Origin of the sequence: Thiocapsa sp., assembly GCF_035467215.1 — a bacterium.
Lineage (GTDB): Bacteria > Pseudomonadota > Gammaproteobacteria > Chromatiales > Chromatiaceae > Thiocapsa.
Map to the genome: position 1 here is coordinate 16579 of NZ_DATITZ010000129.1, position 12829 is coordinate 29407.

Annotated in this window: 16 protein-coding genes, 1 tRNA gene and 1 pseudogene; 13 read left to right on the top strand and 5 right to left on the bottom strand. The window is 64.9% G+C overall.

The window, feature by feature from the left end; translation table 11 throughout:
* The first annotated feature begins 142 nt into the window (after nt 1-142).
* On the top strand, nt 143-763 hold the full coding sequence (locus VLR48_RS07470) for a trimeric intracellular cation channel family protein (protein WP_325291178.1): 621 nt from the start codon (nt 143-145) through the stop codon (nt 761-763).
* 62 nt (nt 764-825) lie between these two features.
* On the opposite strand, the gene VLR48_RS07475 is transcribed toward VLR48_RS07470, so the two are convergent.
* Both VLR48_RS07475 and VLR48_RS07480 read right to left on the bottom strand, forming a co-directional pair.
* On the bottom strand, nt 826-984 hold the full coding sequence (locus VLR48_RS07475; RefSeq protein ID WP_325291179.1) for a hypothetical protein: 159 nt from the start codon (nt 982-984) through the stop codon (nt 826-828).
* A gap of 40 nt (nt 985-1024) precedes the next feature.
* Nucleotides 1025-1390, bottom strand: coding sequence for a hypothetical protein (locus VLR48_RS07480; RefSeq protein ID WP_325291180.1), 366 nt, complete (start codon nt 1388-1390; stop codon nt 1025-1027).
* Between the two features lie 145 nt (nt 1391-1535).
* Between VLR48_RS07480 and VLR48_RS07485 the strand changes: the two genes are divergently transcribed.
* The 8 genes from VLR48_RS07485 (at nt 1536) to VLR48_RS07520 (ending at nt 8294) form a co-directional block, all read left to right on the top strand.
* Entirely contained in the window at nt 1536-1802 is a 267-nt protein-coding gene (locus VLR48_RS07485) for a hypothetical protein (RefSeq protein ID WP_325291181.1), read from the top strand.
* Nucleotides 1803-2131: 329 nt separating this feature from the next.
* Complete coding sequence (locus VLR48_RS07490) at nt 2132-2296, top strand: hypothetical protein (RefSeq protein ID WP_325291182.1); 165 nt, start codon at nt 2132-2134, stop codon at nt 2294-2296.
* 109 nt (nt 2297-2405) lie between these two features.
* On the top strand, nt 2406-3611 hold the full coding sequence (gene arsB, locus VLR48_RS07495) for an ACR3 family arsenite efflux transporter (protein WP_325291193.1): 1206 nt from the start codon (nt 2406-2408) through the stop codon (nt 3609-3611).
* Nucleotides 3612-3727: 116 nt separating this feature from the next.
* Complete coding sequence (locus VLR48_RS07500; RefSeq protein ID WP_325291183.1) at nt 3728-3877, top strand: hypothetical protein; 150 nt, start codon at nt 3728-3730, stop codon at nt 3875-3877.
* Nucleotides 3874-4638 carry a protein-L-isoaspartate(D-aspartate) O-methyltransferase gene (locus tag VLR48_RS07505; protein WP_325291184.1) on the top strand — a complete coding sequence of 255 codons (765 nt, stop codon included), beginning with the start codon at nt 3874-3876 and terminating at the stop codon, nt 4636-4638. The genes VLR48_RS07500 and VLR48_RS07505 overlap by 4 nt, the downstream gene beginning before the upstream one ends.
* 127 nt (nt 4639-4765) lie before the next feature.
* The gene (locus VLR48_RS07510; protein WP_325291185.1) at nt 4766-7156 is read left to right on the top strand and encodes a tRNA(Met) cytidine acetyltransferase TmcA; all 2391 of its coding nucleotides are present in this window, start codon (nt 4766-4768) and stop codon (nt 7154-7156) included.
* Complete coding sequence (locus tag VLR48_RS07515; protein WP_325291186.1) at nt 7153-7629, top strand: bis(5'-nucleosyl)-tetraphosphatase; 477 nt, start codon at nt 7153-7155, stop codon at nt 7627-7629. Before VLR48_RS07510 ends, VLR48_RS07515 begins: the two co-directional genes overlap by 4 nt.
* Nucleotides 7626-8294 carry a YceH family protein gene (locus VLR48_RS07520; RefSeq protein ID WP_325291187.1) on the top strand — a complete coding sequence of 223 codons (669 nt, stop codon included), beginning with the start codon at nt 7626-7628 and terminating at the stop codon, nt 8292-8294. Before VLR48_RS07515 ends, VLR48_RS07520 begins: the two co-directional genes overlap by 4 nt.
* Before the next feature lie 264 nt (nt 8295-8558).
* Here VLR48_RS07520 and VLR48_RS07525 read toward each other — a convergent pair.
* Nucleotides 8559-8646: transfer RNA gene (locus VLR48_RS07525), tRNA-Ser, on the bottom strand.
* Between the two features lie 207 nt (nt 8647-8853).
* Here VLR48_RS07525 and VLR48_RS07530 point away from each other — a divergent pair.
* Complete coding sequence (locus VLR48_RS07530) at nt 8854-9522, top strand: Bax inhibitor-1/YccA family protein (protein ID WP_325291188.1); 669 nt, start codon at nt 8854-8856, stop codon at nt 9520-9522.
* Between the two features lie 98 nt (nt 9523-9620).
* Nucleotides 9621-9806 carry a hypothetical protein gene (locus VLR48_RS07535; protein ID WP_325291189.1) on the top strand — a complete coding sequence of 62 codons (186 nt, stop codon included), beginning with the start codon at nt 9621-9623 and terminating at the stop codon, nt 9804-9806.
* Between the two features lie 89 nt (nt 9807-9895).
* Here VLR48_RS07535 and VLR48_RS07540 read toward each other — a convergent pair whose 3' ends face one another.
* A complete protein-coding gene (locus tag VLR48_RS07540; protein WP_325291190.1) occupies nt 9896-10264 on the bottom strand; it encodes a hypothetical protein in 369 nt (122 codons plus the stop codon).
* Nucleotides 10265-10270: 6 nt separating this feature from the next.
* Nucleotides 10271-10606 carry a hypothetical protein gene (locus VLR48_RS07545; protein WP_325291191.1) on the bottom strand — a complete coding sequence of 112 codons (336 nt, stop codon included), beginning with the start codon at nt 10604-10606 and terminating at the stop codon, nt 10271-10273.
* Between the two features lie 227 nt (nt 10607-10833).
* Between VLR48_RS07545 and VLR48_RS07550 the strand changes: the two genes are divergently transcribed.
* Entirely contained in the window at nt 10834-12129 is a 1296-nt protein-coding gene (locus VLR48_RS07550) for a dicarboxylate/amino acid:cation symporter (RefSeq protein WP_325291192.1), read from the top strand.
* 183 nt (nt 12130-12312) lie between these two features.
* A pseudogene (locus tag VLR48_RS07555) lies at nt 12313-12829 on the top strand (sulfite exporter TauE/SafE family protein); the annotation flags it as partial.

The following is a 12829-nucleotide window of genomic DNA, read 5'->3' on the forward strand; positions in this document are numbered from 1 at the left end:
ACTCCCGACCGATGCTGATGATTTCGTGGGACCATAGCACACTGGATCAAGGAGGCGTCATACCTCGGGTTACGACGCAATTGTGCCGGCGCGCGCAGGACGCTGTCGGGCAGTACGAGTCGCCGGACGGCAATAGAAACGCATGCTGACCATCATCGAAATCGTCGCCATCATCGCCTTTGCCGTGTCCGGACTGATCGAGGCCGCGCGTCGGCGGATGGATATCGTCGGAGTCTTCACGGTCGCCTTCGCGTCGGCTTTCGGCGGGGGGACGCTGCGTGACGTGCTGCTCGACCGCCGCCCGCTCTTCTGGGTGCAGCATCACGAGTATGTGTGGCTGGTCTTGGTGCTGACCTTGATCGGCTCGCCCTTGCTTGGCTTGATGCGGCATCGCTGGGCGGACCGTGTCATGAACGTCACGGATGCCATTGGGCTCGGGCTGTTCGCCGTCTCGGGCGCAGCACTGGCAATGGCAGCTGAGATGCCGGTCATCGTCGTGGTGATTATGGGGGTCGTGACCGGGGTCTTCGGCGGGGTGCTTCGCGATGTGCTCTGCAACGAGATCCCGGTCGTGTTCCAAGATCACAGCCCCTATGCGCTCTGCGCCTTCGTGGGCTGCTGGGTCTTCATCGGCGTCGACGCCCTCGGTGCCGAGCCCTGGCTGACCTTGCTGGCGGGTGCCGGCACCGCGACCGGGTTGCGCCTCTTGGCGCTGAGTCTGGATTGGCGGATTCCGCCTTGGCCGCGCAACATGGGGGACTGAAGCTCGACCAGGCTGAATCCGTTACGTCGACACAGGGCATCGCTCTCGGTTCTATCGCGGTCCTATGCGGTCAAGACCCGGCGCTCCTGCGGGACACGACAGGCATCGTCGGCAACGAAACACTCGGCCAGCCCGAGGATGTCCTCCGGACCCTCGCGCAGGGGCGAAAAGACTGGGCGGGATGCCGAAATCGAGACGTCCCTGCACAAGGGCGACAACATCGAGCATTTCGCGGCAGGCACCGCGCGGGCCACGGGCGATTCAGTCGCCGATGCCCAACGCGGAGGGGTTGAGGACATCCATGGTTTCGTCGCCCATGCCCATCACGAGCACGCCCTTTGGTGTGGCATAGGTGACGATGCTCGGGTCCGGGTAGAGACTGGCCAGGACACCGATCAAACGCCGATCCGCGTATTCGGGAAAGACCTTTGGAAACTCGGCCAGAACCGGCAAGAGGTTATCCACGCTCGCGCTGCTCAGACGACTCTTGGTCTGGTCGATCAGGACGAATTCAGCACAGACCAGGAGTGCATCGTACTCCCGGGTATCGCCGTTGAAGCGACGGCGCAGTCGGGAAGCTGATTTCCGGAAATAGCCTAAGGTGCCGAGGCTTCTCGTCCCGACCACCCACAACGCTCGTCACACCATTTACCTTCGGTCACGTACTCGAATAGGCGTTACCACTGTCCCACCGATCTGATTTACCGCGCTTTTTCATGAAACCCGCTCAAGCCCGATTCGGCCGCCCTCGACCACATCGACGACCGGCGGGATGACCGCGATCGATTGCCGGCGCGTGCCGGCTAAGGACTCACCGAGCGGCGCAGTCCGGCTCCCTTGCCTCGGCGGAATCTCCGCCGCCGCACTCGCCGACTGCGGCACGCCGACATTGTCTGGCAGCAGCAGCTTGGTCGGGATGCTGTCCTTCAGTTCGCTCGAATCTGCGGCGATCCCGGTCGACGACCGCCACCGTGTCACGGGACTCTCGACCATGGTCCCGCCGGCCGCGCCGTCGCATCGGATGGCGTCGCCCGGCTGAGCACCGGCGAGCAGGCTTCGGAGCCTGATCTGGCATTTGATCCGGAGGTTTGCGCAAAGTGAACCGGCTAACCCGAGACCGCTCGATGCCGAGACCGAGCGGTTCCGCGATCAGCCGCGTCGGGCGGCGATGATTCCGGTCTCGGCGTCCAGTCGGCGGCAGGCCTTGCGGAGCCGCTACGAGGAGGGATGAATGGGTGATGCCTGCTCAGACCCGACGCCCGGTGTCGTCCGGACAACCCGACCCGACAAGACGTTGCTGTCGCGTTGCCATCAAGGCTCCGCATCTTTGGTCCTGTTGAATGAGCCGAGCTCGTATTCCAGGTTGTAGTGACCGAAGACGAGATTCGCCTCGCGGAGCAGTTGGCTGCACTGCTTGCGTTGACGATCGCGCCCTTGCAGGCACTCGCCGGCCCGGATTTCCTGGTCGATGTCGATTGGCTCGCGGACCGACTGGACGACGAGAACACGAAGTTGACCGGGATCAAACGATAAAAAATCGGTTTTCCATATATACGGAAGACTGGATATGATCCCGGGCAACACGCGCGCCGCTCGAATCCCGGCCCGGCGCGTCCATCTCGAGTCCGACCGCGAGGGCATCATGAGCAGCCAATGCGAAACCACAGGCAAACGCGCCGGCGGCACACCCATGGGCTTCTTTGAACGCTATCTGACCCTCTGGGTCTTCCTCTGCATCCTGATCGGCATCGGGCTGGGTCACTTGGCGCCCGGCGCCTTCCAGGCGGTCGCGGCGATCGAGGTCGCGCAGATCAACCTGCCGGTGGCGGTGCTCATCTGGCTGATGATCATCCCGATGCTCCTGAAGATCGATCTGAGGGCGCTCAAGGGCGTGACCGAGCACTGGCGCGGGGTCGGGGTCACGCTCTTCGTCAACTGGGCGGTGAAACCCTTTTCGATGGCCCTGCTCGCCTGGCTATTCATCGGCGGGCTGTTTCGGCCCTGGCTCCCGGCCGAGCAAATCGACTCCTACATCGCAGGGCTGATCCTGCTCGCGGCCGCGCCCTGCACCGCGATGGTCTTCGTCTGGAGCAATCTTTCGCGCGGGGAGCCGCACTTCACGCTCACTCAAGTCGCGCTCAACGACGTCATCATGGTGTTTGCCTTCGCGCCGATCGTCGGACTTCTGCTCGGTTTGGCGGCGATTACGGTGCCCTGGGACACCCTGCTGCTCTCGGTGCTCCTCTACATCGTCGTACCGCTTGTGATCGCCAACCTCTGGCGTACGATCCTCCTGAAACAGGATCCGAGCGGCAAGCGGTTGAGCCGGGTATTGGCGTTTATGCAACCGCTTTCGCTGCTCGCCCTTTTGGTGACGTTGGTCCTGCTGTTCGGCTTCCAGGGCGAGCAGATCATCGCCCAACCGCTCATCATTGCCCTGCTGGCCGTGCCGATCCTCATCCAGGTCTTCTTCAACTCGGGGTTGGCCTACCTGCTCAACCGCGCGATGCGCTCCCCGCATTGCGTGGCCGGCCCCTCCGCCCTCATCGGCGCGAGCAATTTCTTCGAGCTGGCCGTAGCGACCGCCATCGCACTCTTCGGCTTCAACTCCGGTGCGGCACTGGCCACCGTCGTCGGGGTGCTGATCGAGGTACCGGTGATGCTGCTGGTGGTGCATCTGGTCATGCGCACCCAAGACTGGTACGAGTCGCGACCGGGGATTCCCACCGACGCGGACCTGGCAGCGTCCGGGAAGACGGCGGACAATGACCCGACCACGCGGCTGGACCGAGGCGAATCATGGGCGAGGAGATCAGAGGACATTGCTGGAATTGCGGACAGGGACTGACTAAGCTCGATTACGGGCGCGAGCTGCGTTGCCCGGGATGCGACAAACCGACCCACTGTTGTCGCAACTGTCGGCATTTCGCGCCCGGACGACCCAACGAGTGTCGAGAGCCGATGGTGGATCGGGTCATTGCGAAGGATCGGGCCAACTTCTGCGACTGGTTCCAGCCACTGCTGCGCTCCCCCTCGCCCCGAGCCGGCGAGGCGCCGAGCGCGGCGACCGACCCGGAGTCGCTGAAACGAGCCGCGGAGGATCTGTTCAAATGACCGACCGCCGAAGCCCGCTCCGTTCACTCGACGGGTTATTCATCGCCGTCGGACTCTGCCTGGTCGCGACGGTCAACGCCTGCGCATCGGATGACGACATGACCGCGGAACGTCAACGACTCCTCGAGAAGATCGAGGCCGAGGTCCGCATGACCGCCCCGGAGCTGGGTTTCGCGCGCCTCGATCCTCGCGTCGCCGAGGCCATGCTTCGAGTGCCTCGCCACGCCTTCGTGCCCAGTGCCCAACGCGCCTTGGCCTATGCCAATCATCCGCTGCCGATCGGCGGCGGACAGACCATTTCTCAGCCCTACATCGTCGCCATCATGAGCCAGCTGCTCGATGTCGGCCCGGGCGACCGAGTCTTCGAGCTGGGCACCGGGTCCGGGTATCAGGCCGCCGTGCTGGCCGACATGGGCGTCGAGGTCTATTCGGTGGAGATCGTCCCGGAGCTCGCCGAGCGCGCCGTCGCAAACCTGCAGGCCGCAGGTTACCCGCAGGTCCAGGTCCGCGCCGGCGACGGCTGGCTCGGCTGGCCCGAGGCGGCTCCGTTCGACGGCATCATCCTCACCGCCGCCGCGCCCACGATTCCCGAGCAGCTGATCGCTCAGCTCAAACCCGGCGGTCGTCTGGTGATGCCGATCGGTGAAAGAAACGGCGTTCAGCAGCTCGCAATCTTCGACAAGGAGGAGGACGGCGGCCTACGCCGCCGCGACCTTCTGCCGGTGCGTTTCGTCCCGGTGACCGGGCCTCTGGGCGACTGACCGATGCCGAAACCGGGTCCTGATCCCCGTGCACGAACCGGTGTACATGTGCCGGAGGGGGGCCGGTGCTTGCCGCCGAGAAGGCCGTCGACAACCAGGCCGGAGCAATCCCCGTTAGGGCGCATACTTGGCTGAAGCGACACGCGTGGCCTTGCCCGGCGAGGCCATCGAAGCCCTCATCCTCGCAACGCTGCGACTGGCCCAAGCCGCCGGACATCGCGCCACGCTGCTGCTGAGCGGCGATGCGGACTGGACCGCAACCCTTGCATGGCGTTGCGTCGCCGCGCTGCCGGACCGGATTCCGACCTGGCTGAGCGAGCGACCTCTGGCCGACGGCGCCCTGCCGCTGCGGGCCGCGGATCGACTGCTCGGCAGCGACCTCGACCTCTTGGTCTACGACGCCCATAGCGGTTTCGACCCCGATGGTTTCGGCGCGGCGACCGGCGCGATTCGCGGAGGCGGGTTCCTGCTGCTGTTGACCCCGCCGCTTGGCGATTGGCCGGACCTGACCGACCCGCAGGCCGAGCGCATCGCGGTCTGGCCGAATACGGCGGTATCGGTCCCCGGACGTTTCCTGCGCCGGCTCGCGAGGCTTCTCGGGTCCGACCCGGGATTGATTCACCTTGCGCAGGGTGATGCAGGGAGCATGTCGAGGACACAGAGGTTCGTCGCGGACGCCGCACACGTCACGCCGGAGCCCTTTACCCCTGCTCGGACCACCCAGGCCAGCGACCCGGACCCTGCCGAACCCGCCACATCGGACCAGGATCACGCCATCGCGGCCGTCCTCGCGGTCGCGCATGGACGTGCGCGCCGCCCGCTCGTCATCCGCGCGCACCGCGGACGCGGTAAGAGTGCCGCCCTGGGCCTCGCCGCCGGCCGACTTCTGCGCGAGCGTCCGCTTCGCATCTTGGTGACCGCATCGCGGCGCTCGTCGGCCGACGCGCTCTTCAAACACGCCGCTGCCGTGCTGGGCGGTCATGCGCGAACGTCCACACGGGACATGGCGAGCGTGATGACACCGGGCGAGACGACGCCACCTGTGACCGATCGATCCGGTCAGAGTCGCGCATCTGGCTCACTCGCATTCGTCTCCCCGGCCGATCTCGCCGCGGAAACCCCGACGGCCGATCTGCTCCTGATCGACGAGGCCGCCGGCATCCCCGCACCCATCCTCGAGACGCTGCTCGCCCGCTACCCGCGCGTCGTCTTCGCGACCACGGTTCACGGCTACGAGGGCACGGGGCGCGGCTTCGACGTGCGGTTCCGCGACACCCTGGATCGGCTCACTCCGAATTGGCGCGAGATCTCGCTGGAGACACCCATCCGCTGGGCGCCCGGAGATCCACTCGAAGCCCTGACCTTCCGTGCCCTGCTGCTCGACGCCGCCCCAGCCAAGGTCGAGGCACCGAGCGCCGCCGATCCCGCCGATATCCGCTGCGAGCGCCTCGACCGCGACGCCTTGGTCGGGGACGAGAAGACCCTGCGCGAACTCTTCGGCCTGCTCGTTCTCGCGCATTACCAGACCCGGCCGATGGACCTGCGCATGCTGCTGGACGGCCCGAACGTCCGCATCTACGCGCTGCGATGGCGTGGGCACGTCGTCGCCACGCTCCTAGCCGCGGAGGAAGGCGGCTTTGCCGATCCCGCCTTGTGCGAGGCGATTTACATGGGGCGACGCCGTCCGCGCGGCCACCTGCTCCCGCAGACACTGTCGACGCATGCCGGACTTACCGAGGCCCCTGCCCTGCGTTACCTGCGGGTGATCCGGATCGCCGTCCATCCGGCGCTCGCGCGCCGCGGTCTCGGCCGCAGACTGCTGCGCCGGCTCGCGCGCGACGGCCGCGCCGAGGGCGTGGATCTCCTGGGCGCGAGCTTCGGCGCAACCTCCGGGCTGATCCGCTTCTGGGACCGCTGCGGATTTCGTCCGGTCCAGGTAGGCACTAGCAGGAATGCCGCGAGCGGCGAGCACGCGCTCGTCGTGCTGCGCCGTCTAAACGCGCGCGGTCGGCGCTTTGCGGCAGGGGCCGAGGCGCGCCTGGAATCCCGGCTCCCGGTGCTGCTGGCCGGCCCGCTGCGAACGCTCGACCCCGTCACCGTCGCCGCGCTCCTCGCCGCGATCCGCACCGAGCCGGAACCGCCCGGGGCGCCACACCGAGACGCGATCGACAATCATGAGCTGAGCGGCTTCATCGACGGCTATCGCTCCCTGGACGCCACACTCCCGCTCTTGGCCGAGCTCGTCCGGCACCGCCTCGGATCCTGTCTGCGGGCCGGACGCATCGCGGAGGACGAAGCCGCGCTCTTGATCGCAGCCGTCCGCCAGCTCCAATGCCCGGCTGCGTTGGCGAGCCGCTTCGGTGCGAACGGTCGGGACGCGATCCTGACCCGCATCCGACGCGCCGCCGGCACGCTGCGCTCCGACCCGGCCGAAACCCTGCCCCTAGCGACGGCCATGCAAGACGCGGCGTCCCCATCACGCGGATCCAAACCTGCAACACGCGAGCGCGGGGAATGAAAGGCCCGCAGATCCTCTCCGCGGGCGTTATACCGGTCCGTCGCTCCGGACCCGAGATACGCTTTTTGATCCTGCGTTGTTTCAGCTACTGGGATTTCCCCAAGGGCGAGACGGAGCCCGGCGAAGACCCGTTGAACGCCGCACGGCGCGAGGTCGCCGAGGAAACGGGGCTGCTCGACCTGGATTTCCGGTGGGGAACGTCTTTCGTGGAAACACCGCCCTACGGTCGCGGCAAGATCGCGCGTTATTATCTGGCGGAGTCACCGCGCGGTAATGTGGTGCTCGGGATCAACCCGCAGCTTGGATTTCCGGAGCACCAGGAGTTTCGCTGGGTCACCCCGGAAGAGGCGCATAGGCTCCTGAACGATCGCGTGCGAGCCGTCCTGGACTGGGCGGTGCGACGCATCGACGAATCGACCGAGGTCCCGGCCGCCGGGTCCGTCAACCGCCCACCAGAGAACCGCCTACCATGACGATCGAGCACGAATCCAAGACCTCCGATGCCATGCTGACCCCGACGGAAGCACGCGTCCTCGGCTGCCTCATGGAAAAGCAGCGCACCACACCCGACCAATACCCTCTGACCCTGAACAGCCTCGTCAGCGCCTGCAACCAAAAAAGCGCCCGTCATCCCGTTATGAACATGACCCCCGGCGAGGTCGGCCACGTCGTCAACCAATTGCGCGACCGCGGTCTCATTTACGCGAGTCTGTCGGGCCGAACCGAGCGCTACGACCACAAGATCGTCGGCACCTTCCTGCTGAGCCGAGAAGAGCATGCCCTGCTCTGCGCGCTGATGCTGCGCGGTGCTCAGACGACGGGGGAACTGCGGACCAATACCTCACGTCTGGCGGATTTCAAGGATCTCGAGCATGTCAGCAGGACACTGCACGGCATGGCCGAGCGCGACCGCCCGCTCGTCGTCGAGCTGCCGCGCCAGCCCGGAAAACGCGAGGAGCGGTTCGCCCACCTGCTCTGCGGCAGCCCCAAGATCGAGGACATACCGGAGTCCGCGCACGCGGCGAGCGGCGAGCCGACACGCAGCGCCCGTATCGATGCGCTGGAGGACGAGGTCGCGGAGCTGCGTGCGCAGATCGACCGACTCTGGTCCTTGACCGGGCTCGAGGATCAGCGGTGAAGGTGGATGCGAAGGGAAGATACCGGAACGCGGCGAGCCGCGAGCAACAAAGGCAGTACTCACGCGCCGCGTCGGGAGGACGATTTTCTGGCTGAATTGCTCGAATTTATCGAGGATTTCGACACTGCCGTGCCGAACACAGAAGGGAAGTGCTCCACCGAGACACGAGGAACCAAGGGTGTGCGAGGCCGGCGGGGTTGGAATGGACGACGGCGATGCCGGCCGAAAAAACTTTAAGAGGAGAGGATAACCAACTGAATAACATGGCGGAGAGGGTGGGATTCGAACCCACGGACCCGCGAGGGTCAACGGTTTTCAAGACCGCCGCTTTCGACCGCTCAGCCACCTCTCCGGATCGATCGCCCGGCGCGATCCCCCGGAACTGCAGGGCATGGATCACCAAGCGACAGCGGCGGTAAGGATAGCGCATGTCCGCCGCAGACCCAACCGCCTTGACGCTTGCGCGAGCGACTCCATCAGGTATCCTTCAGGAACTCGGACCTTCCCGCCGGGTCAGACTCGGCAGCTTGAACCTCTCGTAACCGGAGTGACCACACCAATGGCCAACACTGATTTTTCCATCCCCCGCAGCGCACAGTCGGTCATCTCGACCAACAAGGTGCTCAAGAACACCTACTTGCTGCTCGCCGCGACGCTGGGCTTCAGCGCCTTCACGGCGATGGTGTCGATCGCCCTCGCCGTGCCGAGCTGGATGTACCTGGTCTCGGTGATCGTCGCGATGCTGATGGGTATCTTCGTGCTTCCGCGCACGGCCAACTCCTCGAAGGGCATCGGCGTCATCTTCTTGATCACCGGTCTGCTCGGTTTCGGGTTGGGCGCTATCCTGTCCATGTATCTCGCCCTCCCGAACGGCCCGCAGACGGTCGGCTTGGCATTCGGCGGCACCGCGGCGATCTTCTTGGGGTTGTCGGGCTACGCGCTGACCAGCAAGCGTGACTTCAGCTTCATGGGCGGATTCATCTTCGCCGGCATGATGGTCGTCATCCTGGCTGTCGTGGCGAATTTGTTCCTCCAGATGCCCGCCTTGTCGCTGGCGATCTCCTCGGCCATCATCTTGCTGATGAGCGGCTTTATCCTGTTCGACACCAGCCGGATCGTGCGCGGCGAGGAGACGAACTACATCATGGCGACCTACGGGATCTACCTGTCGATCTTCAACATCTTCATCAGCCTGTTGCAGACCCTCGGGATCATGGGCGACGACTGACCGAAGCGCCCCTTCTCGGGCACGAAACCCCGGCCCCGCGCCGGGGTTTTTGTTTCGGCGCCACACGCCTAACCAAGCGACGACCGGAGAGTCAACCCATGGAGCTTGCACTGAAGATCGCCGCCGCCGCGGTGCTCGTCTTGATGCTGTTCTATCTTTGGCCAGCCTACAAACACTGGCAGGAGAACGGTCCGAAGGCCGAAAAGGGGGATTGGCAGGCGGCTCTCCTGCCGCTCGGCGCGGTTGTCGCGCTTGTCGTGCTGTTGATCCTGGCGGTGCGTTGAATCAGCTCGAAGGGTCTCGCTCGCAAGCCGGCCCCGCCACATCGTAGAGCGTACTAGCCCGCCGGCCGCTATTGCCGGGGTTCGCAAGCTCACTCGGCGTACATCGGCCGCTCTTCGGCAAGATTCAGCCACCCCTTGACCACCCGGTAAAGGGTCCAGAAGTACACCACGCCCCAGATCAGAAAGCCGATCAAAAACACGCTGGTGACCAGACCGACGAGGCCCCAAAAGAGCTGGAACCAAAAGGTTCGGATCTGCCAGACGAAGTGGGATTCGAGCCAGGTTCCGCGCACCTCGGCGAGGCGCAGATAGTTGACGACGACGCCGATGACGGAGGTCACGCCCAAGATAAACGACAGGGCCTGCAGAAGATAGACGAAGCCGGTTGCGGCCTTGAGTGGGTCGGTCGTTTCCGGTCGAGCCGAAACCGGTTGCGCGTTGCGGGTCGATTCATCCATCGTGGCTCACCAAGGGCGATACTCGAGTCCGGGAATGGCTTCGCGATCGAAGACCGACGGCAGCTCCCGAATGAGCCGGTCCACCTCTTCGAAATCCATGTGCCGGCCGTAGGATGCCTTGGCTTCATCGATCGGCAGCTCGACCCAGTAACGGATGGAGCCGGGCTCGCGAAGGATCTGCAGGGTGTTCTCGGCACGATCGATGATCCCGAGATAATCGTCCTCATGCTGCAGGCGAGGCAGCAGTTGCTCGCGGATCTCCCGGCTGCTCACCTCCAGCGCATTCGCAGACGAGACCGACTCCCCGGAACGCTCGAATAAGTAGTAGACGCGATAGTGCATGGCTGACGATGTTCGCTCTATGTGTGCTGTGACGGTCTGGTCTCGGCACGGCGTACGGCATAAGATGCGCCCGTATCCGCGGTTCTCCGAACCCCCCTCGAGCACGCCGAGCCGGCTCGACATTCGGCGAATAGGAATCGCCGATTTCTTCCGCGCGGATGCGAGATCCCGCAATCAGGTGCGCGGCGACCCGTGCCGGACCACCTCAGAGCCCTTCGGAGACGTCGATGTCGGTTCTCAAAATGAAGCTCCACTGGCAGATCCTGATCGCCCTTGTGCTCGCGATCGTCATCGGTTTGCTGATCGAGCGCGACACCGGACTCTTCGGGGTCACCCTGTACGGGATCTTCGCCTTTCTGGGCGAGCTTTTCCTCAACGCCCTGAAGATGTTGATTGTACCCCTGATCGTGTCTTCGATCATCGTCGGGATCGCCGGAATCGGCGACTCGAGCAATCTCGGGCGTCTCGGGGGCAAGACCATCGGGTATTACGCGATGACGAGCCTGCTCGCCATCATCGTCGGGTTGCTCGTCGTCAACATCACTCAGCCAGGTGTGGTCGAGGGAACGGCCGAGGAGGTGTTCGGGCTGTCGGCCACCAAGAGCGATCTGGAGGACCAATTCGCCGACAAGGGCGCTGCCGACATCGTCGAGATCTTCCTGCGCATGGTGCCGACCAATGTCGTCGCGGCAGCCGCAGCGGGGCAGATGCTCGGGCTGATCTTCTTCAGTCTGCTCTACGGCTTCTTCATCACGCGCCTCAGCGGCACCTTGGCGCAAACACAGCTCGACTTCTGGAACGGCGTCTTCGAGGTGATGATGAAGATCACCGAGCTGGTGATGCGCTTCGCACCGATCGGGGTCTTCGCACTCGTCGCCAAGACGGTCACAGACACCGGATTGGAGGCGTTCGGGCCGCTTGCGCTCTTCTTCTTCAGCGTCGTGATCGCGCTCGGCATCCATTTTTTCGTGACCCTGCCGCTGCTGCTCATGTTGATCGGCGGGGTAAAGCCGAGCCGTCACTATCGCGCCATGGGTGCGGCGCTGCTCACCGCCTTCTCCACCGCTTCCTCCTCGGCCACGCTCCCGCTCACCATGGAATGTGTCGAGAAGAACGCCGGGGTCTCCAACCGGACCTCGAGCTTCGTGCTGCCCTTGGGCGCAACCGTGAACATGGACGGGACCGCGCTCTATGAATGCGTCGCCGTCATGTTCATCGCACAGGCTTACGGGATCCAGCTTGATCTCGCCACTCAAATGCTGATCGTGATCCTCGCGTTGCTGACCTCGATCGGCGTGGCCGGCATCCCGGCCGCCAGCCTCGTGGCCATCGCCATCATCCTGTCCGCCGTCGGACTTCCGCTGGAAGGGATCGGCCTGATCCTGGCGGTCGATCGACTCCTGGACATGATGCGCACGGCGGTCAACGTCTTCAGCGACTCCTGCGGTGCCGTCATCATCGCTAAGAGCGAAGGGGAAACCGGCATTTTGGAGAGCGATGGACCGATACCGGCTAGGGCCTAATCGGCCGCGCAACTGCGAGCCGCAACGACGCAATCGCGGCTCGTGTCGGAGGGTCGATCGATTTCCTTATTAGGAATAAAGGAATTACGATAGGGTGCGGAGGCCGAGCCGGTTCACCGACGCGGCGACCGCCCACGCACCCCCGGATCATGCCGGCCCCTTGGACCCAGCATCGCGAGCCCCGTGTCTGACCTTACCCCCTCCGACAGCGCCGAGACCACCGCCAAGCTCTTCCGCGGGCGCGTCCTCAAACCGGCCGAAGGCGTCTTCCTGTTCCATCCCAGGGCGATCGAGCGCCTGATCATCGACCATCTGGCGACCGAGGCGCGCGACATCTCGATCCCGGATCTCGCCTATTACCTGATGCCCTCCACGGCCTTTCTCACAGGCCTGGAATCGGAAAATCCGGAGGCGCTCGCCGTCATCGAGGGGCTCAATCTGCCCGACTACGTGATCCTTTTGCCGATCCCGCCCGAGCAGCGACTCGACCGCGTCGGATTCACGCGACTGCTGCGCGACTACTGGGCACGGCGTTTCGAGGCCGAGGTCGCGCGCGCCTGGCAGATCGCGCGCGACGACAATCTCGACGGGGATCCCTTCGGTCCGAGCGGGCTGACCCGCCGGATCGGCCCGCTCGCCTTGGCCGAGGTGCGCGACATCATGACGCGTGACGGGGTCGTCCCCGCGGGTATCGGCGACG

What these genes read in the sequence shown, in the direction of transcription:
- VLR48_RS07485 (WP_325291181.1), top strand. Translation starts at nt 1,536, where the DNA reads ATGACCGCGATCGATTGCCGGCGCGTGCCGGCTAAGGACTCACCGAGC.
- VLR48_RS07505 (WP_325291184.1), top strand. Translation starts at nt 3,874, where the DNA reads ATGACCGACCGCCGAAGCCCGCTCCGTTCACTCGACGGGTTATTCATC.
- VLR48_RS07545 (WP_325291191.1), bottom strand. Translation starts at nt 10,606, where the DNA reads ATGCACTATCGCGTCTACTACTTATTCGAGCGTTCCGGGGAGTCGGTC.
- VLR48_RS07515 (WP_325291186.1), top strand. Translation starts at nt 7,153, where the DNA reads ATGAAAGGCCCGCAGATCCTCTCCGCGGGCGTTATACCGGTCCGTCGC.
- VLR48_RS07470 (WP_325291178.1), top strand. Translation starts at nt 143, where the DNA reads ATGCTGACCATCATCGAAATCGTCGCCATCATCGCCTTTGCCGTGTCC.
- VLR48_RS07535 (WP_325291189.1), top strand. Translation starts at nt 9,621, where the DNA reads ATGGAGCTTGCACTGAAGATCGCCGCCGCCGCGGTGCTCGTCTTGATG.
- VLR48_RS07520 (WP_325291187.1), top strand. Translation starts at nt 7,626, where the DNA reads ATGACGATCGAGCACGAATCCAAGACCTCCGATGCCATGCTGACCCCG.
- VLR48_RS07540 (WP_325291190.1), bottom strand. Translation starts at nt 10,264, where the DNA reads ATGGATGAATCGACCCGCAACGCGCAACCGGTTTCGGCTCGACCGGAA.
- arsB (WP_325291193.1), top strand. Translation starts at nt 2,406, where the DNA reads ATGAGCAGCCAATGCGAAACCACAGGCAAACGCGCCGGCGGCACACCC.
- VLR48_RS07550 (WP_325291192.1), top strand. Translation starts at nt 10,834, where the DNA reads ATGTCGGTTCTCAAAATGAAGCTCCACTGGCAGATCCTGATCGCCCTT.
- VLR48_RS07530 (WP_325291188.1), top strand. Translation starts at nt 8,854, where the DNA reads ATGGCCAACACTGATTTTTCCATCCCCCGCAGCGCACAGTCGGTCATC.
- VLR48_RS07475 (WP_325291179.1), bottom strand. Translation starts at nt 984, where the DNA reads ATGTTGTCGCCCTTGTGCAGGGACGTCTCGATTTCGGCATCCCGCCCA.